The sequence below is a fragment of the Mesorhizobium sp. GW821-FHT07A06 genome, from assembly GCF_059419085.1.
The window spans coordinates 1,033,189-1,050,948 of sequence record NZ_JBWKRC010000001.1 but is presented as its reverse complement, the minus strand read 5'-3'; the positions used below and the strand labels follow the sequence as shown (position 1 = coordinate 1,050,948).

At 59.3% G+C, this 17,760-nt stretch carries 16 protein-coding genes; 2 read left to right on the top strand and 14 right to left on the bottom strand.

What is annotated here, in order from left to right:
* Positions 1 to 342 precede the first annotated feature (342 nt).
* Entirely contained in the window at positions 343 to 1,974 is a 1,632-nt protein-coding gene (locus tag AC07SZ_RS05315; RefSeq protein ID WP_056567032.1) for an MFS transporter, read from the top strand.
* Positions 1,975 to 2,057: 83 nt separating this feature from the next.
* Here AC07SZ_RS05315 and AC07SZ_RS05310 read toward each other — a convergent pair whose 3' ends face one another.
* From AC07SZ_RS05310 to AC07SZ_RS05280, 7 genes are all read right to left on the bottom strand, one after another.
* The gene (locus AC07SZ_RS05310) at positions 2,058 to 2,414 is read right to left on the bottom strand and encodes an efflux RND transporter permease subunit (protein WP_494913593.1); all 357 of its coding nucleotides are present in this window, start codon (positions 2,412 to 2,414) and stop codon (positions 2,058 to 2,060) included.
* 111 nt (positions 2,415 to 2,525) lie between these two features.
* Positions 2,526 to 3,473 carry a GlxA family transcriptional regulator gene (locus AC07SZ_RS05305; RefSeq protein ID WP_244493963.1) on the bottom strand — a complete coding sequence of 316 codons (948 nt, stop codon included), beginning with the start codon at positions 3,471 to 3,473 and terminating at the stop codon, positions 2,526 to 2,528.
* Between the two features lie 8 nt (positions 3,474 to 3,481).
* Positions 3,482 to 4,573 carry an ABC transporter ATP-binding protein gene (locus AC07SZ_RS05300; RefSeq protein WP_056567039.1) on the bottom strand — a complete coding sequence of 364 codons (1,092 nt, stop codon included), beginning with the start codon at positions 4,571 to 4,573 and terminating at the stop codon, positions 3,482 to 3,484.
* Entirely contained in the window at positions 4,570 to 5,400 is an 831-nt protein-coding gene (locus tag AC07SZ_RS05295; protein WP_082582555.1) for an ABC transporter permease, read from the bottom strand. Before AC07SZ_RS05295 ends, AC07SZ_RS05300 begins: the two co-directional genes overlap by 4 nt.
* Positions 5,397 to 6,242: an ABC transporter permease gene (locus tag AC07SZ_RS05290; protein ID WP_056567043.1), complete on the bottom strand. Its 846-nt coding sequence runs from the start codon at positions 6,240 to 6,242 to the stop codon at positions 5,397 to 5,399. Before AC07SZ_RS05290 ends, AC07SZ_RS05295 begins: the two co-directional genes overlap by 4 nt.
* A gap of 109 nt (positions 6,243 to 6,351) precedes the next feature.
* Positions 6,352 to 7,488: an extracellular solute-binding protein gene (locus AC07SZ_RS05285; RefSeq protein ID WP_494913590.1), complete on the bottom strand. Its 1,137-nt coding sequence runs from the start codon at positions 7,486 to 7,488 to the stop codon at positions 6,352 to 6,354.
* Positions 7,489 to 7,578: 90 nt separating this feature from the next.
* Positions 7,579 to 8,460 (bottom strand): LysR substrate-binding domain-containing protein, encoded by an 882-nt coding sequence (locus AC07SZ_RS05280; RefSeq protein WP_244493964.1) that lies wholly within the window; start codon positions 8,458 to 8,460, stop codon positions 7,579 to 7,581.
* A 134-nt stretch (positions 8,461 to 8,594) separates the two neighbouring features.
* Between AC07SZ_RS05280 and AC07SZ_RS05275 the strand changes: the two genes are divergently transcribed.
* Complete coding sequence (locus AC07SZ_RS05275) at positions 8,595 to 9,374, top strand: creatininase (protein WP_494913588.1); 780 nt, start codon at positions 8,595 to 8,597, stop codon at positions 9,372 to 9,374.
* Positions 9,375 to 10,295: 921 nt separating this feature from the next.
* Here AC07SZ_RS05275 and AC07SZ_RS05270 read toward each other — a convergent pair.
* The 7 genes from AC07SZ_RS05270 to AC07SZ_RS05240 all read right to left on the bottom strand — a co-directional run bounded on the left by AC07SZ_RS05270 (position 10,296) and on the right by AC07SZ_RS05240 (position 17,710).
* Positions 10,296 to 11,510: a M24 family metallopeptidase gene (locus AC07SZ_RS05270; RefSeq protein WP_056567059.1), complete on the bottom strand. Its 1,215-nt coding sequence runs from the start codon at positions 11,508 to 11,510 to the stop codon at positions 10,296 to 10,298.
* Positions 11,511 to 12,182: 672 nt separating this feature from the next.
* Positions 12,183 to 13,580: a cytochrome c gene (locus tag AC07SZ_RS05265; protein ID WP_056567060.1), complete on the bottom strand. Its 1,398-nt coding sequence runs from the start codon at positions 13,578 to 13,580 to the stop codon at positions 12,183 to 12,185.
* On the bottom strand, positions 13,577 to 15,211 hold the full coding sequence (locus AC07SZ_RS05260) for a GMC family oxidoreductase (RefSeq protein ID WP_056567061.1): 1,635 nt from the start codon (positions 15,209 to 15,211) through the stop codon (positions 13,577 to 13,579). Before AC07SZ_RS05260 ends, AC07SZ_RS05265 begins: the two co-directional genes overlap by 4 nt.
* Before the next feature lie 9 nt (positions 15,212 to 15,220).
* The gene (locus AC07SZ_RS05255; RefSeq protein ID WP_494913586.1) at positions 15,221 to 15,721 is read right to left on the bottom strand and encodes a sugar dehydrogenase complex small subunit; all 501 of its coding nucleotides are present in this window, start codon (positions 15,719 to 15,721) and stop codon (positions 15,221 to 15,223) included.
* A 65-nt stretch (positions 15,722 to 15,786) separates the two neighbouring features.
* Positions 15,787 to 16,197 (bottom strand): DoxX family protein, encoded by a 411-nt coding sequence (locus AC07SZ_RS05250; RefSeq protein WP_494913585.1) that lies wholly within the window; start codon positions 16,195 to 16,197, stop codon positions 15,787 to 15,789.
* A gap of 89 nt (positions 16,198 to 16,286) precedes the next feature.
* Positions 16,287 to 16,859 carry an NADPH-dependent FMN reductase gene (locus AC07SZ_RS05245; protein WP_056567077.1) on the bottom strand — a complete coding sequence of 191 codons (573 nt, stop codon included), beginning with the start codon at positions 16,857 to 16,859 and terminating at the stop codon, positions 16,287 to 16,289.
* Between the two features lie 182 nt (positions 16,860 to 17,041).
* On the bottom strand, positions 17,042 to 17,710 hold the full coding sequence (locus tag AC07SZ_RS05240; RefSeq protein ID WP_056567080.1) for a trimeric intracellular cation channel family protein: 669 nt from the start codon (positions 17,708 to 17,710) through the stop codon (positions 17,042 to 17,044).
* Positions 17,711 to 17,760 lie beyond the last annotated feature (50 nt).

Here is a 17,760-nt window from a genome sequence, read left to right as displayed (position 1 = left end):
GCCTCGAGGCGCTACGCGCGCAAATTCTCGATCCAGGAGAGGCCACAAGGCGAAAGGACGTGAAATCCAGGAATTCGAGGAGTCGGCCGACGACATGGCCGAAAACGAAATCCATCGGGCGCTTCATGACGTCGATAACCGTCGCCTCCATGCGATCGCTGACAAACAGCGCGCCTATCAATGTGGCCGATGTGCGCAATTAGTGTGACAGGACCGTCGGGTGTCAGGCCAGAGCTGGACACCACCCCCATTTGCCGATGTCCATGAGATGAGAATCGGTTCTCTTATGCTAAACGTGACGAAATGCGGTCTCGAGTTCCGTTGCACAGTCGGAAACCGTCGATGACGCAGTCTGGAAAGAAGACGCCGGGCCTGCATAAGGAACTCCACAAGGTCGTTTCGGCTTGGGCGCCTTTCCGCAACCCTGTGTTTCGGCTGCTCTGGTTGGCAACTGTCGTCGCCAATGTTGGCGGCTGGATGTACAACGCCTCGGCAGGCTGGTTGATGACAAGCCTGAATGCCGACCCCTTCATGGTGTCACTGGTGCAGGCCGCATCCAGTCTGCCGTTGTTTCTCTTCGCGTTGCCAGCCGGCGCATTGGCCGACATTGTTGACCAGCGCCGCTTTATCGTGATGCTCGAGACTCTCGTTGCCATCGTCTCGGTCACGTTTGCCGCGCTGCTTTCCACAGGATTGGTGACGGCGGCAACGCTGTTGTTTTTTATGTTGGCGATCAGCACACTATCGGCGCTGGAAGCTCCAGCCTGGCAGTCCATCGTTCCGCAGCTTGTCACGAAGGAAGACCTCCCAGCCGCCGTGGCGGCAAACAGCGCCGGCATCAATATCAGCCGTGCGGTGGGACCAGCACTGGCCGGAATCATCATCACGGCATTTGGAATCGCCGCACCGTTCTGGCTCGACGCGTTCAGCAATGTCGGAGTGATCGCGGTATTACTATGGTGGCGACCGCCGAAAGGCCCGGCGCACAGGCTCCCGGCAGAACGGTTCGGCAGCGCTATTCGCGCCGGCCTGCGCTATACCCGCAACAACCGACATCTGCGCGCGACATTGGTGCGCGCAGTGGGCTTTTTCTTATTCGCCAGCGCCTACTGGGCGCTACTGCCGCTTGTGGCCCACACCCAGATTGCCGGCGGCGCCGAGGTCTACGGCACGCTGCTGGGCGCGATCGGGATAGGCGCGCTGGGCTTTGCATTCATTCTGCCTAGCTTGACGAAGAAGCTTGGACCGAACGGCATTATAATACTCGGTGAAGTTGGCACGGCAGTTACTCTGGTGCTGTTCGGCCTAGCGAGGCAGCCTCTTACCGCGCTGGTGGCCAGCCTGGGTGCTGGCATGTCGTGGATCGCTGTCCTGGCCAATCTGAACGTGTCGGCGCAGGTCGCGCTGCCCGACTGGGTGCGGGGTCGCGGCCTTGCGATGTATGTATGCGTGTTTTTCGGAAGTATGACCCTGGGAAGTATGGTCTGGGGCAGCATGGCTGAATATGCCGGATTGGCCGCCACTCATTTCGTCGCGGCGGCTGGTGCCCTATTGGCAATCCCGCTCACTTGGCGCTGGAAACTGCAGACCGACGCAGGGATCGACCTGTCTCCTTCGATGCATTGGCCGGCACCCATCATTACCGGGGCGGTTGAAGTAGATGCGGGCCCGGTCATGGTAACGGTCGAGTACCGGATAGATCCCAAGAATCGAGAAGCCTTTCTTGCGGCAGTGGAACAACTGTCGCAGGAACGAAAGCGCGACGGAGCCTACGCGTGGGGCATATTCGAGGACTCCGCCGTGGAAGGCCGATACATGGAAACCTTTCTGGTGGAATCATGGCTGGAACATCTGCGCCAGCACAAGCGCGTGACAAAAGCCGACCGCATTCTCGAAGACCAAGTCCATTCCGAGCTGCTCGGCAAGCCGACGGTCACACACTTCCTCGCCGCCGAGCGCAGGCTGAGGGCGTAAGGGCGACTAACCGGCCCGCGATCCAACTTTTCGGTACGGCTCGTGTCGGCGGGGCCGAGACGACCCCGTGAACCGAAACCCGTCTACGATATGGGTTGATCGCTCTCTGCCTTTTTCTGGGCGACGCCCATTCGGAAATACGCTCTATCACCGCAACCAGCGTTGGGATGATGAAGATCCGAACAGTCGTCGCCGCCCAGCATGCCTCCGATTATTGTCGCGCCGACAGCCTGGCGGGCATCGGCGCCAGCGCCCGTCGATGTCGCCAATGGGAGCACCCCGAAGATGAAGGCGAGTGCCGTCATGAGCACCTCGCGGAAGCGCTGGTTGTCAATGACCGTGGAATCGGGACCCTGTATTTTCGCGCAAACCGTTTGGACGAAAATCACCCCTCGAACAGGGTCCTCATTCCACGAAAAATCACACGCAACCGCGTACATCGGCCTTCAACACCTCATTTTTGCGGCGACGCGCCTTCGGGCCACTCTGAAAACGATATTGACTGTGCCAGATCTTCAAGGGGCCAACGTTCGTTCTTTGGCCAGTGCCAATCAAGCCCGTCGAACCTCTGACGGAGCAACACCGGCATGCTGACGATAGACGCGGCTAAAATGTCCGGCATTTGGAAAACCACACCTGTAAGCGATTTCACTGATTTGCAGGTCGCTGGTCCCCAATAGAGTTCTCGCATAGTGCAAGCGCAGCGCAAGATAGGCGGCCACAGGGCCTGTTTGTATTTCCGTGGCAAACAATCGCTCAAGCTGGCGGCGAGAGATTCCAAGTTTGCTGGCGATTTCCGTCACGGTGATCTTTTCCTGCAGATTGCTTTCCATCAGGAGCAAAGCCCGCCTGATGTGGCGGCTTTTGGCCTTTGGAAACAGCTCTCCGTTAGGCTGCGCGTCACGGCCTGTTCTGATTCTGTCGAGGACCAAAATCTTCGCGGCTTTCTCTGCCGCTTTGCCGCCGGCATGCTTAGACGCAAAGTAACTGGCCAAGTCGGCTGCCCCAGCACCTCCAGCGCAGGTGGCGCGACTTCCATCGATTGAAAATAATGTGTCCGCGTGCGCGCGGACGTGTGGGAACGCATTCCGAAATTCCTTGACGTGAAACCAGCTCACGCAGGCTCGATAGTTGTCGAGCAGACCATAGTGCGCCAGTACGAAACTGCCGGTGCATAAAGCCGTCAGAGGCACATCTTGCTGTGCGGTGCGTCGCAGAAAGGCCTCCTTTTCGCCACTGAAGTATTGCGTGCCGTTGAGCAATCCTCCCACAACAACGATATTGTCGTAATCCTGCGGGTCCGTGATTTGCCTCGTGGGCAGTAACTCAACACCGCAACTCGAGCGGATTGGAAGACCCCTCTCTCCAATAATTTGCCAGTCGAACGTCCCACGCCGGCTGCGGTCGTCGTCATCGCCTGCAAGTCGCAGTGTGTCGAGAAACAGCGACAGTGGGGAAAGCGTAAAGTTTCGGGCGAGCAGGAAGCCAAAACGCAACACCAATCCTCCTATTCCCCAGGCAGGATGTGGCTCGCGTCGGCGCGCCACGACACCCAGATCGTAGCGCCGGGCATCAAATTCAGCTGCTCCAACTCATCATGACTCTTTTGTGCCTTGAGTTCGATGCCATCGACCCCTTCGAGATGGATGACTGCGGTGGCACCGACAAATTCCTCGCCAACCACTGAGGCTCGCATCGCGTTGCTGGTGCCCGGCTGGCAGTTGCTCAACTGCACACGGTCACCAGACACGACGAACGTCGCCTTGTCACCCTTAGCCAACGCCTTTGCCGGGTTCGGCGCGACGTCAAACTCCCCCGCTGGCGTGGCAATCCTGACGGCATTGCTGGTGATTCCGGAGACCTTGCCGGCAAAGACGTTCGAAGAGCCCAGGAATTCCGCGACGAACCGTGTGCGCGGGGCCCGGTAGATTTCCTGCGGATTACCGATCTGTTCGATACGGCCACGGCTCATGATGACGACCCGGTCGGCCATGGAAAAAGCCTCGGACTGGCTGTGTGTCACGTAGACGAACGTAATGCCGAGTTCCTTCTGCAGGTTCGACAGCACGGTCTGCATGCGAACCTTGAGATGTGCGTCGAGCGCCGATAGCGGCTCGTCGAGCAGCAGGATCCCCGGTTCCGTCACAAGCGAACGGGCGAGCGCCACGCGCTGACGCTGCCCGCCGGAAAGGTGCGCGACGTTGCGTTGGGCGAATTCTGTGATCTGCATTCGCTCGAGCCATTTGTCGACGCGGCGGGTACGCTCCGCCTTATCGACGCCGCGCATTCGCAGACTGAACTCGACGTTCTGGCGGACAGTTAGGAAGGGGAACAGCGCGAGACTCTGCCACACCATTGGCGTGTCGCGACGCCAGGTCGGCAAATCGTTGATGCGTTTTCCGGCCAAGCGGATTTCGCCCTCGGTCGGCGCCTCGAGTCCGGCCAACATCCTGAGCGTCGTCGTCTTGCCGCAGCCGCTCGACCCCATGATGGCCAGGAACTCGCCCTTGCGGATATCGAGATCCATGCGTTCGACGGCGACGAAAGCGCCGAACCTTTTGACCACGCCGTCAAAGACGACGAGAGCTTCTTCGGTCATGTCTGGGTCTCCGCCTTGTCGCCACTGATCTGGGCGACGTTGCGTTTCATGAGGAGGAGTTGAGCGAGAACCACCAGGGTCATCGAAGCCAGGAAGACGAAGGTGCCGATGACATTGATGCGCGGGCTGACCTGGCCTTGCAGGAAGCCGAGAACCTTGACCGGCAGCGTTTCGTGCAGTCCGGATACAAACCAGGCGACGGCAAATTCGTCGAATGACACTGCCATGGTGATGAACAGTGCTGCGAAGATCGCTGGCCGGCAGAAAGGGACGATCACATGCCGCATGGCCATCCATTCGGAGGCGCCGAGGTTCCACGCCGCGGCTTCCAGCGAAGGATCCATCTGCGACAGGCGCAGGCGGCATATTGCCATGGCGAAGGGAGCGCACATTACAACATGCGCGATGATGACGGAGTGGATTTCACCCGACAGGCTGACGTTCGACAGAAACGCCAGCATGGCGAGGCCAAGGATGACGACAGGTATGGTTGGCGGCAGCAGTGCCAGCGCCACATAAAGCGGTTTGCCGAAGAATTTGTAGCGGAAATCGGTATAGGCGGCGCCAAACCCGATCGCAGTTGCCAACACCGAGACGGCGGTGCCGACGATCAAAGTGTTGCGCAGGCCCTCCCAGACCAACGGGTCGGCGTAGGCGGCCTCGTACCAAATGGTTGAGAAGCCACCAAGCGGCAGCGACGGGAAGCGGTCGACATTCAGCGAAAAGACGAAGCTTGCCGCAATCGGCGCGAAGATGAAGGCGAATGACAGGACGACGTAGAGTTTCAGCGCCCAGTCGACCAGCCGGCTGCGGTTCAAGTCATTCATCGTCCGCGCTCCCGGTAGGCAAAGCCCACGGCCGCGAACGCCACCGCAAGCAAGGTCGCAATCATCGTCAGAGCGATGACGGCAGCGCGCGGCCATTGCTGGCCCGACTTGGTCGTGTCCGTGATCAGGATCGAGAGCGTCGGCGGATCGCCACCGCCGAGATAAAGCGGGCTGACGAAATCACCGAAGGTGAGAATGAAGCAGAACAGCGCCGCGATCACCAGTCCGACCCTGGCCGCCGGCACGACAATCTCGAATACGGTGCGCAGCCGCCCGCAGCGGAGATTATGGGCGGCCTCGATCAGAGTCCTGTCGACGAAAACAAGGCTGAACAGCTGCAAAAGCACCACCAGGGGCAAGCTCAGGGTCAGGTAACCGATCATGGTGCCGAACGTCGTATTCAGCATCCCGAACGGGCCGACGCCGACATGGGTGAGGAGTGCGTTGATGATGCCGTTGTCGGACAGGAAGATCTGCCAGGAATAGACGCGCACGAGATAAGAGGTGAAGAATGGTATGACCATCAAGAACACGGCCCAGCGGCGAGCCGTTTCGGACAGTTTGAAGGCGATGCCGTAGGCGCAAGGGAATGCCAGTGCGCTGGTGATGACCGCGGCGGCGCCCGACAGGCACAGCGTGCGGAGATAGGCGTCCCAAAAGACGCCACGGCCAAGCATCCTTACCCAGTTGTCCGGATTGAAATCCGGTTCCATACGAAAGTTTTTGACCGTCCAGAAGCTGAGAGCGATCAGAAAGACAAGCGGTGCCAGGAAGAACAGCACCTGCCAGACCAGCATCGGCAGCGAAAATGTCAGGCCGTATAGTGTAATCGACTTTCGCATTGGCACAGGCCCTGCCCGATTGAACACGGCTCATCCGTCCGCGCGGGCACGGCGAGGCCTCAAAGGATACCGGGCGAGCCTTCGAGTCTCACCTGGCAGTTTCTGACCGTTACGATCCCTTGTACTCGGACCAGAAGTCGTTCCAGTCTTCAAGGCTCTGCTGAACGGGCAGTTGACGATATTTGATGCGTCCGTTGCGGATCATGTCCATCACATTGCTCTCGTTGAGCAGCATGCCCTGCCGCTTGGCTTCCGCCGGGGTTTCTGTGGCCAAGAGCTCCCAGCCCTTCTTGTTCGGGATAAGGCACGGATAGGCCACCATATTGGCCGACTTCACCTGGCCCTTCGCCGAGGTGATGTACTGGATCCATTTCTTCGCCAGATCGGCCTTGCGCGACCCTTTGCCGATCGAAAAAGATTCGGTGAACTGCAGGCCGCCCTCCTCCGGAATGGCGGTGCGCACCTTCGCGCCCCCCTTCTCCAACGCGCCGGTTATCCAGTCGCCGATGCCCGCCATGGCCAGCATCTGGCCGTTCTGGAGCGACGAGAAGGTGCCGCCGTAGTCGAAGAACCCGCCGATCTGGGGGCGCAGCGATCTGGTCTTTTCCTGCACGACGCGCCAGGCCGCATCATTGACATCATACGGCGTGGCGTTGCCGTTGAGCAGGCTGATCTGGCCGAGATTGGGCAGATGCCAATCGAAATGCCCGACCTTGCCCTTCAGCTTCTCGGTCCAGTAAACATTGTAAGTCGAGGCCTCCTTCTCCGAGATCGCTTCGGTATTGTAGGCAACGCCGAGGAAGCCGAAGCGCGTGATGACGGAATAGAGATCGTTGCCTTGCCAATGCCCCGGAAAACGCTGGAATTCAGGAAAGAATTCATCGAACGGGTAGTCGGCGGGATCGAGCTTCTCGATATAGCCGGCCGCGTTGAGCTGCTGCACGTATTCGGCATCCGACAGGATGACGTCGAATGTTCCGGGAGGCGATTGCGCGATCAGCCCGAGCATGTTGTCGCCCCCGGTATAGTATTTGGGCTTGAACTTGACGTTGTTGACGGCCTCGAACTCGGCAACCACGTCAGGCTCGGCGTGGCCATACCAGGCGAGCATATTGAGTTCGACCGGCTCGGCGAAAGCCAGCCGACTGAGGAACGGCATTGCAAGCGCGCCGCCGCCCAGGATAGTTGCACCCTTTAGAAGATCGCGGCGCGTGCGTTCGCCGGACAAGCTTTTTTTGATTGTCATGGTTGTTCCCCTTGGCTTGTTGTCGAGCAAGCCTAGGAAGGGTTGATCTATTTGGAAAATTAATTCTCATAATAAATGCATTTGCGTCGCTTATTGCCGATCCAATTCGATCGGCCGCCGCACGGGGTCGCCGGAGACACCGGCTTCATCCAGACGCGCGACGATGTGGTTGACCAGCCTGATACCCGCGTCAGACAGGCGGGGATGCTTGTAGAACAGACCGACACGGATCTCAGCAAGCGCTGGAAACCCGTCCATTTCGTCAAGAACGCGCATGCCAGGCAGCATCGTGTAGCGAGTCAGCGCGCTGACGCCAAGCCCATTTACCACGGCGTTCTGCAACCCCGCGATGCCGGAGCCCGTGTAGGCCACCCGCCACCGGATTTCTGCAGCATCAAGAGCCTGGATCATGCGGGCACGATAGGCACAGCCTTCCGGGTGCGCCGCCAAATGCACCCCAGTTCCCAAATCGAAGCGCGCCCCTTCAGCGGCGGCCCAGATCGGTCGCTCGATCCAGGAACGGGACAGGTACTGCGAACGCTCGTTGTTGACCATCGCCACGGCCAGATCGAGTTCGTCGGCGCGCAGCCGATCGAGAATGTCGGCGCTCCAGCCGCAATGGATTTCCAGTGAAATGCCCGGATGCTGGCTGGTGTATTCGGTGATGACGCCCTGCAGGAAGGCGACCGCATAGTCGTTGGGCAGGCCAATGCGCAGTACGCCGGCTATTTTCGCGCGGTTGAAATAGGAGGCGGCCTCATCGTTGAGACGCAGCATCTCGCGAGCATAGCTGAGCAGCATCTCCCCCTCGCTGGTTAACAGCAGGGTGCGTCCGACCTGTTTGATGAGGGGCGCGCCGACCAGTTCCTCAAGCCGGCGGATCTGCAGCGAGATGGCCGGCTGGGTACGCCCAAGCGCATCACCTGCCTTTGTATAGGCGCCAAGATCGATAACCGAAACGAAGGTCCGCAAGAGGTCGGTCTGGAAGTTGATTATGCTGCGCATGAATTTGAATTTCTCATACGTGGATCATGAATATAAATTTTCCATATCACAGCTCTTGCCGTTAATCAGCAGTACGACAGCCGAAAAATTGGGAGACCATCATGCCGGATGCCATTGTCTTTGCCGCCGAGCTCCCTTGGCCGGACTATGACAAAATGGTTCGCGGCGGCTCGGTGCCTATCCTCCTACCGGTCGGCTCGATGGAACAGCATGGTCATCACATGCCCATGCATGTCGACGTGCTGTTGCCCGTCGAATTCTCCCGACGCGTCGCCGGGAGAATCGGCGCACTGGTCGCACCGCCCTTCACCTATGGCTACAAGTCGCATCAGAAGTCTGGCGGCGGCAATCACCTGCCGGGTACGACCAGCCTGGATGGTGCGACGCTGGTCGCAGCACTCCGCGACGTCATCAAGGAGTTCGCCCGCCACGGGGTGCGCAAGATTTGTTTGATGAACGGACATTTTGAGAACTCGTGGTTCATCGTCGAGGGCATAGATCTAGCGCTGCGCGAACTACGCTGGGGGGGCATTGGCGACATGAAGATCGTCGTGCTGTCGTATTGGGATTTCGTCGACAAGGCGACCATCGCACGCCTCTATCCGGACGGGTTCGCCGGCTGGGACCTCGAGCATGGCGGCGTGCTCGAGACGTCGCTGATGCTGGCGCTCTATCCGAACTTCGTTCATCTTGAGCGCGCCGTTGATCATAAACCGGCGAGCTTCCCGCCTTATGATGTCTACCCGCCCAAGCCTGAATGGACACCGCCGAGCGGCACACTGTCATCGCCCAAGGAGGCGTCGAAGGCGAAGGGCGACATCCTGCTGGATGTTTGCGTGAGCGGCATCGTCAGGGCGCTAGAGGTCGAATTTCCACACTGAGGCTCGCACCGTCCAGCGGACACTATATCGGATCTACTGACAGAATTTCTGCCTTCGGACTTGCACACGGAGGCTGAGGCCGGATGCGTTTTGCGTGCCGGCCGCCCGATGCCTGTGACGAACGATCGCCGCCTATCCAGGGCAGTGTTTCAATTAAAATATCCCGAAAATGCCTGTCACGCTGCCGACCCAGGCGAAAACACCTGCGCGCGACGCAAAGCAGGGATGGCGATGATCCTTATCAACGTCAGCAAGATTGGAAGCGACAGCTACGTCGTAGACATGACCATTGGCACGGACTCCATTTCCGTGCGTGTGTCCGTGCCAAGTAGCGAGGGTGCACGCATATTTAGCGATGCCGAACGAGAGCGCAGCCTATCGCAAGGCGCAGGAGATCGCTCTGGATTTTGCCGAAACGCTTACAGATGTAGGAGCGGAAAGGTACAACCCCGACCGGACATAAAGGCCAGAGCGCCACGCCGCACATTGGGCCGATCATTGAGAACGACCTGAAGCCTACCCAGAGCTCGTCGAGGCTATCGGTGGAAGTACGCCGGCACTCAGCATGGCTGCACATCACTCGCGCTTCGCGATAGTTTGCCCAATACTTGATTTCAAACTAGTCACCACCACCGGGCAAGTTGCGCCAACAAGGTACCAGGTCTGCCGGTCCACCAGCTCCATCAGTACGGAAATGGCCAATTTGGTGGTGCCTGCGATATCTCCTCACCTACATCTTTGTCAGGTATACTCAAAGCAGAATCGCTGCGCTTCACCAGGTTGTCTGACGTGAACACGCTTATTAGATAGATGACAAATTCGTGGATGAGGCCATAAACAGGCGAGGGAGAGTATGGGTCGGGCCGATTTGGCTGGCCCGACCTCCCACGATGCCATTCGTGTGGGATATAAAACACTTCGTCAGCCGCCGACGATGTTATGCTCCGGGCCGAAAGGAAAGCCGGTGATGTTTTCCGCTCCGCTCTCCTTCACGATCAGGATGTCGTGTTCGCGATAGCCGCCGGCACCAGGCATCCCTTCCGGCAACATCACCATCGGTTCCATCGAGACGACCATGCCGGGTTGCAGCACCGTATCGATGTCCTCGCGCAATTCGACGCCGGCTTCGCGGCCATAATAATGGCAGAGCACACCGAAGGAATGCCCGTAACCGAAGGAGCGATACTTCAGCAGATCCCATTGGCGGTACATATCGTTGAGCTCGACCGCGATGTCCTTGCAGCGCGCGCCCGGCTTGATCAGCTCGATCCCGCGGCGGTGGACGGCGACGTTCTTCTGCCAGATGTCCAGGCTGGCGTCGTCGACATGATCGCAAAACAGCGTGCGTTCGAGTGCTGTGTAGTAGCCGAAGATCATCGGGAATGTGTTGAGCGACAGGATGTCGCCTGACTGGACGAGGCGGTTGGTAACCGGATTGTGGGCGCCGTCGGTATTGATCCCCGACTGAAACCAAGTCCAGGTGTCCATCAGCTCGACATAAGGGTGCGACTTCGCGATCTCGCGGATCATGGCGCTTGTTGTTGCGATTGCCACCTCATGCTCCGACACGCCTGCCTTCACGGCAGCAACGCAGGCAGCACCGCCGACGTCACAGACGCGGGCCCCCTCGCGGATCAGCTTTTGCTCTTCCAGCGATTTGATGGAGCGCATCCACATCGACGGCTGAGCAACATCGACGAATTCGACGCCTGGCAGTGCCTCCTCAAGTTGACGGCGGAAGTCGAGGTTGACGTGGTCGAACTCGATACCGATGCGCTTGGCGCCCGCCGTGAGCTGGCGCACGGCACGATAGAAATTGTCGCGGCGCCAGTCGGTGTAGGTGATGTTATCGCCAAAGCTGCGGCGGTAAGGCTGGCCGCCGTCGATACCAGCGGAAATTGTGGTCGCTTTATTGTGGTCGATCACCATGCCGTATTTGCGACCGAAGTAGCAGTACAGCCAGCCGGAATAATAATTGATGCAATGGTAGGATGTGAACAGCGTTGCATCCACATTGTTTTCTGCCATCCAGCGGCGAATGTCGTTCTGGCGCCGATTCATCTCCGCTTCGGAGAACGGCGAATACTCCTTCTCGCCATTGTGCCATGCCGTCACGTGTAACATGTCTTCAGTCATCGTGCTTTTCCCTGCGAGGTTGATGCAGGAAGCTACGATCAAGGGGCGTATCAGGGAAATTTATTCACCTGATAGCCGCATTTGGAAAAATTATGGGACCGCCAAGCATCTCACTTATCCTGTGATATCGACTTCTCATTTCTGGAGCCGACTTTTAATAGTTCGGATCCAACCTGAAACCCCATTTGGATTCGGAGGACCTGCGTCTACGCCAAGGCATGCCTATGTCAGGAACGATCAAGCGAAGGATTTGTGGCGGGTCGTTGACGCGCGACTTAGAATGCTAAGTCCGACGTGGCAACTTTGCGATTTCGATCAATTGTGCCAAGCGCACAATCGCCTCCTGGGCGCGAACGTGCGCTGCATTGTTCTCGCCTTTTGAGAGATGCGCCTCGATAGCCCGCAAATCCGTACGCGCCTGTTCAAGTAGATGGCGCAACTCGTTCAACTTCGTCCGCATACAGCATTCTAGCACTGCTCATGGGCTGAGGTCAGCAATTTTGTCCAACCATTTGATCGTCACTTGGCACCCTTGCCGAAACTTCGGTTGGGAACGGCCTGAAGTTTCTGTCGAGCGTGGCACCGTTCTCCGAAACCGGCAATGCGGATGAGGACGCCCCCCGTCCTTTCTCGGCAATGAAATAGCACCAACCAACACCCGTCTGCTCCGATCTACGCTGTTCGCGCGACTGTCTTCCGGCGTCGCAAGAGCCAGGCAACAAAGCCAATCACGGCCAGCGCCCCCACCGCCAAGCCAGCCCGAGCCACCGCCACAAGAACGGATTTGGCAGGGCCTGCCCGCAATTCGGCTACCTGTCCGACTGTCACCTTGGCCGCTGGATTGCCGAAATGCTGGATGAGATACGAGCTCAGGGTGGCGATCTGGATGTCGGACAATTCCTTGGCGAAACCCGGCATCAACACATCCGGTTGACGATGCAGTCCCTCAAGCATCACCATAACCAGATTGTCGGTGTTTGCCCGCCCCAGCGCGGTGTTGTGCAGCAGCGAAGGCAGGCCACCATCGAAGCTACCTTGGCCTTCCGCCTGATGGCAGGTCGCGCAATACGCGTCGTAGATCTGCGGGCCGCTCATCTGGTCGCGGTCCAGCGGCAACGCCACGCCGCGAATGCTCGCCAGTTCGTTAGACGGACTGCCCCAGGCGAAGACGGGTTTGGTGTCCGCAGCATCGTGAACGGCGGGTATAGATTTCACGTAGACCGCGATCGCCTTGAGATCCTCGGGTGTCAGGAAGCGCAGGCTGTTGTCCACCGCTTCCGCCATCGGTCCGGCCGCCTGACTCTTGCCTGTTGCGTGACCGTCGCGCATGTATGCGACCAGTTCCTCCACGCTCCATCCACCGACGCCGCTATTGGAATCGGACGTGATGTTGGGTGCGTGCCAAGGGAAGATGCCGGCTCCCGCCATTTCGCTGGATGTCTTTTCCGCCATGAACAGATTGCGGGGGGTGTGGCAGGTGCCACAATGCGCCGGCCCGCGCGCCAGATAGGCGCCGCGATTCCACTCGGTGTCCTGCGCCGGGTCGGGCTTGTAGGAGCCGTTGTCCAGAAACAGCAGGTTCCACGCCGCCATCGACAGGCGGATGTTGAATGGGAACGGCAGTTTCGTCTCCGGCGGCCTTGTTTCGACCGGTGCCACGCCCTTCATGAAGTAGGCATAAAGTGCCCCGACATCCTCATCCGAAAGCAGGGCATAGGATGTGTAGGGCATCGCCGGATAGAGATGCTTGTCGTCGGCGCGCACTCCCTTGCGCAACGCCGCGTCGAACTGCTTCAGCGTGTAGTTGCCGATGCCATTTTCTTTCGACGGCGTGATGTTGGTGGACATGATCGAGCCAATCGGGGTCTCGATGGCGAGACCGCCGGCCATGGTTTCCCCGCCGGCCGTGGTGTGACAGGCCACACAGTCGGACGCAGTGGCTATGTACTTGCCCTGAGCGATCAGATCCGCATCGCCGGCAAAGGCAGGGCTCGCGACAACCGTGGCAGCGCCCGACAGCGCGATCGTCACCGCGAAACGGGCGCACAGACTGGGCATCGCGCGGCTCATATCTTCGCCTCGCTCGCGGCGGCCCCGGTCGAGGCAGCTTGCCGCCCCAGCATATGAGCGACCGAGCGCAGGGCTACCGCAAGGCCGTTCTCCGTCGAATTGCAGGTCGCGGAGGTCGGCAGTACGCCGGTGCTGGCAAGGAACAGGTTCTCGTGGTCGTGCGCGCGCCCCCACTGGTCGCAAACCGAGGTCTTGGGATCGCTGCCCATGCTTAGAGTGCCGCAGATATGCTGGTTGTTGGCGAAGTCGCCGTCCCTGCTGAAGCGTAGGTTCGTTCCGCCCATTAACTCTGCGATGCGCCGAAAGTCCTGCTGCGAACGCTCGTGACCGCGCCTGGTGTAATCGGCGATGGCATAATGCGCTTCTGGCTTCGGGATGCCCATCGCGTCTTTTTCGGAGCTTAGCGTAATCCGATGCGCAGGGTCCGGCAGCACCTCCAGCACGTTTTTCACGTTCATCTCGCGAGCCGCGCTGAAGCGCAGCCGCTTTTCGAGTTCGCTGCCATAGACGCCCGCAGCGATCAGGCTCTTCGTCGCGCCATCGACCCGCGAGATGTTGGTGAAGTCGAGCCGGTAAGGGGCATGCTCGGAGCGGAACGAGCCGTCGCGCATAGTGTTGATGGAGCTCGGGCTTTGCGGTCCGCGCCCCAGCCATACGTCCTCGTCCGCGTCGAAGGTCAGCGAGGTGCTGGGATGATCCATGAGATTGCGGCCGACCATGTCGGAGCTATTGGCAAGACCTTTGGGAAACTTGTCGCTGGCCGACAGGAGCAACAGGCGCGGGCTCTCAATGCCGTTGGCGGCGACGATGAAGGTCTTGCCTGTAACGCGATGCGAAACCTTGTCGGGAGCGTAGTAGAGTGCCGCCGCGATATGGCCTTTCTCGTCATGTTCGAGCTTGTAGACATTGGCGTTCGAAACCAGCTTTGCCCCGGCCGCCTCGGCGGCGTGCGCGGCAAGCCCGCCATGGTATTGGGCGTCGATGGGACAGATCGGCTGGCACGAGTTGTTGCCGCAGCAGGCTGGCCGCCCGTCATAGGGGCGGCTGTTGCGCGCCGTGGTGTTGGACACAACTTGATAGTCGGAGGCGAGCCGCTCGCGCAGGCGCCGCATGGCATAGGGTTCGGCGACGGGTTCCATCGGAAAGGGCTTTTTGCGAGGCGAACCGGTATTGGGAGCGCCCGAAACCCCCATGATCTCCTCGGCTTCCTGATAGAATGGCTCAAGGTCGTCATAGCTCATCGGCCAGTCGACGCCGACGCCATAGAGAGACTTGATCTTGAAATCGTTGGGCAGGTTTCGCCAGGCTTGGGCCGCCCAATGCCACGTCGTGCCACCAACCTGTCGGATGTATTCGGCGGCGTAAGGATAGGGTCCGGCTTGCACGAGATAGTTATTCGGCTCAGGCTGATAGACCGGGTGCGGCGCCCAGGCAGCCGGTGGATAGGGGGACATCCAGTCGCTGCGGCGCGGCGAGTTGCGAAAGCGGGCCACCAACTCTGCGCGGGTAACGCGCGGGCCCGCTTCGAGGATGATGACCGACGCACCAGTCAGCGCGAGCTGTCGCGCCACCAGCGACCCAATGATGCCCGAGCCGACGACAACAAAATCCGCTGACAGGGCATCGGCCATGATTTTCCCTCAGATTGGTTTGTTGGCCCAGCTTCCATACACGCCATAAGCGTAGGTCGGCGGCTTCAGCACGTCAGAGACCGCCTGGGCATTGAGCGCGGTCTCGAACGCCAGACAGCGTGCCTTGGCTCCGTCGCCGACAATGCCCATGTACCAGGCCGTCACGATCCGCCAAGGTACAAGCTTGAGAGGCGACTTCTCGTCGTCCAGCGTCTTCTGCAACCGCATGGGATCGATCTTACGCTGCTCGATCGTGTCGAGCAGCGCCTTCGCGGCTGCGGGGAACCCGGGATCGTCGGCGACAAGGGCCTTGTAGAGCCGCAACGCCTGGGCCGAATCCAGCGATTGGCGACCTGCAAGGATGGCCGACAGCGCCAGGAACGGCGCCGTATCCGCTTCCGTCACTTCCTGAGCCAGCGCCCACGGGATCAAGGAGGCTGCATATGCCGAAACAAGCCCGAAAAGCAGCAGCCGGCGGGCGGCGTTCGGTTGATCGACAAACTGTTCCATGGGCCTTCCTCGGTTACAGCGACGCCGTGACACGATCGCGATTTTGCGTCCGGCATTTCTCCTCGTCAAAACCCAAGATGCGGCGAGGCCACCAGCGTGGCCGCGCCGTCACCCAGAAGAAATACGGCTAAACGAGCCGCCGCCCAAAAGGCTGGATATTCCCATCCTCCGTCGGTATTGCTGAACAGCCATCCCTTCTTGCCGTGAACGGTTACGATCGTCCCAATAATGAGGGGAATGAGCAGCACAGCCACATAACGCGGATAAATACCCAGAATGAGAAACGCCGCTCCACCCAGTTCGGCGGCAATGGTCGCATAGGCCAACCAGCCTGGCAGACCTAGGGAGTTGAAGAACGCGACAGTCCCCGGAATGGTGAATACGCGCCACTTGGGCATCGCATGCGCAATGAACATGGCCCCAAGGCAAAATCGAAGGAGCAATATCGCATAGGGCGCGGTCACAAGATCGATCACGAGAACCTCCCTGGTGAAAGGCTGCCAACGATCAGTTGTCAGCCGTGAAGGTATCGGAAGACGCAACACCGTGATAGCGCTCAGACACGTCAGGCGTCTTTGGGAAGAACCTGAAGTACCCGTGCAATGAACATATGGAACTCCGCCATGTAGTTGCGCAAAAACTGCTCGGTGGATTCAACCGTCACTTCGCCGCTGTCCGTGATCAGGCCCGGCGTGAACTGTATGTAGGCTTCCGGAGCATTCATCTGCGGCGAATTGCAGAAGCTCAGCACGCTGCGCAAGCTTTGCTGGGCCACAGCGGTTCCGATAGTTCCCGGCGATGTCCCAATGACCGCCGATGGCTTGCGAGTGAAGGAATTCTTGCCGTAAGGGCGGCTCGCCCAATCGATCGCGTTCTTCAGCCCGCCTGGGATCGAGCGGTTATACTCGGGTGTTATGAAAAGCACTGCCTCCACAGCGGCGATGGAGTCTTTGAAAGTGCGCGCGACAGGTGGAAAATCCGCATCGTAGTCGTAGCTGTAGAGCGGCAAATCCTTGAAGGAAATCTCCGACATCTCAAGCTCTGGCGGGGCAAGCTGAACGAGTGCTTTTGCAAGCTTGCGGTTGATCGAAGCCTTGGCGAGGCTGCCTATCAGGTAGCCGACCTTGTGTGTGGTCATCAGGCCCTCCGGCGTTTACCACCCACCCAACAGCAGTATCCGCTTAATCAAGGACAGGCGCCAGTCAAATTCCTGTTGGGTGCGCAAAGCCGATGACAAGCCTGGATATCCATGTTGGCCAGGCGGGCGCTACAAAGCTGGCAGCAGGCCATCTTTAGCTAGCGCGGCCATCCTCAAGAAATTCAGCCCGGATCTTCCTCGTTCGAAGGGTCTGCTGCCGCCCGTCCTCGCGCCGACAGATGTGCTACAGGCAGACGCCAATCGTATCTGATTGCCATGAAGCGAAGGCCGAAGCACAAGGCCCCTCCGGCAAAGGCCGAGATGCCATAGGAAAGCCCTAGCATATCGCCCATGACGACGATGGATGCGCCAGCGAGTGCCGCAATGGCATAGAGATCAGAGCGCAGCACTTGTGGGATCTCTGCGAGAAGGACGTCGCGCGTCATGCCGCCGCCGATACCGGTCAACATACCAAGGAGGGCGGCCATTACCGGGTTCAAACCGAACTCGATCGCCTTCTGTGCGCCCGCGACGGCAAAGAGCGATAGTCCCGCTGCATCGAAAAGAAGCATCGGGCTGCGCAGCTTGTCGACACCGGCATACCAAAAGAACGTGATGAGCCCTGCCAGCACAGAAACCAGCAGATATCGGCTATCCGTCAGAGCAGCCGGAGGGACTGCGCCGATCAGCAAATCGCGTGTGATCCCGCCAAAATTCCCCGCCACGAAAGACAGAACGAGGATGCCGAAAATGTCGAGACGACGATTGACGGCGGCAACAGCGCCACTGATGGCAAAGACGAATGTGCCGATCAGGTCGAGAACGTGCACAAACGTCTCAATGGTGATCATGACGGCTCCGCCCCTGCAAGCTTAGCGGATCGGCCCGAAGGCATGAAACA

What these genes read in the sequence shown, in the direction of transcription:
- AC07SZ_RS05315 (WP_056567032.1), top strand. Translation starts at nt 343, where the DNA reads ATGACGCAGTCTGGAAAGAAGACGCCGGGCCTGCATAAGGAACTCCAC.
- AC07SZ_RS05270 (WP_056567059.1), bottom strand. Translation starts at nt 11,510, where the DNA reads ATGACTGAAGACATGTTACACGTGACGGCATGGCACAATGGCGAGAAG.
- AC07SZ_RS05295 (WP_082582555.1), bottom strand. Translation starts at nt 5,400, where the DNA reads ATGAATGACTTGAACCGCAGCCGGCTGGTCGACTGGGCGCTGAAACTC.
- AC07SZ_RS05260 (WP_056567061.1), bottom strand. Translation starts at nt 15,211, where the DNA reads ATGGCCGATGCCCTGTCAGCGGATTTTGTTGTCGTCGGCTCGGGCATC.
- AC07SZ_RS05285 (WP_494913590.1), bottom strand. Translation starts at nt 7,488, where the DNA reads ATGACAATCAAAAAAAGCTTGTCCGGCGAACGCACGCGCCGCGATCTT.
- AC07SZ_RS05310 (WP_494913593.1), bottom strand. Translation starts at nt 2,414, where the DNA reads ATGTACGCGGTTGCGTGTGATTTTTCGTGGAATGAGGACCCTGTTCGA.
- AC07SZ_RS05240 (WP_056567080.1), bottom strand. Translation starts at nt 17,710, where the DNA reads ATGATCACCATTGAGACGTTTGTGCACGTTCTCGACCTGATCGGCACA.
- AC07SZ_RS05300 (WP_056567039.1), bottom strand. Translation starts at nt 4,573, where the DNA reads ATGACCGAAGAAGCTCTCGTCGTCTTTGACGGCGTGGTCAAAAGGTTC.
- AC07SZ_RS05245 (WP_056567077.1), bottom strand. Translation starts at nt 16,859, where the DNA reads ATGACCACACACAAGGTCGGCTACCTGATAGGCAGCCTCGCCAAGGCT.
- AC07SZ_RS05275 (WP_494913588.1), top strand. Translation starts at nt 8,595, where the DNA reads ATGCCGGATGCCATTGTCTTTGCCGCCGAGCTCCCTTGGCCGGACTAT.
- AC07SZ_RS05265 (WP_056567060.1), bottom strand. Translation starts at nt 13,580, where the DNA reads ATGAGCCGCGCGATGCCCAGTCTGTGCGCCCGTTTCGCGGTGACGATC.
- AC07SZ_RS05255 (WP_494913586.1), bottom strand. Translation starts at nt 15,721, where the DNA reads ATGGAACAGTTTGTCGATCAACCGAACGCCGCCCGCCGGCTGCTGCTT.
- AC07SZ_RS05290 (WP_056567043.1), bottom strand. Translation starts at nt 6,242, where the DNA reads ATGCGAAAGTCGATTACACTATACGGCCTGACATTTTCGCTGCCGATG.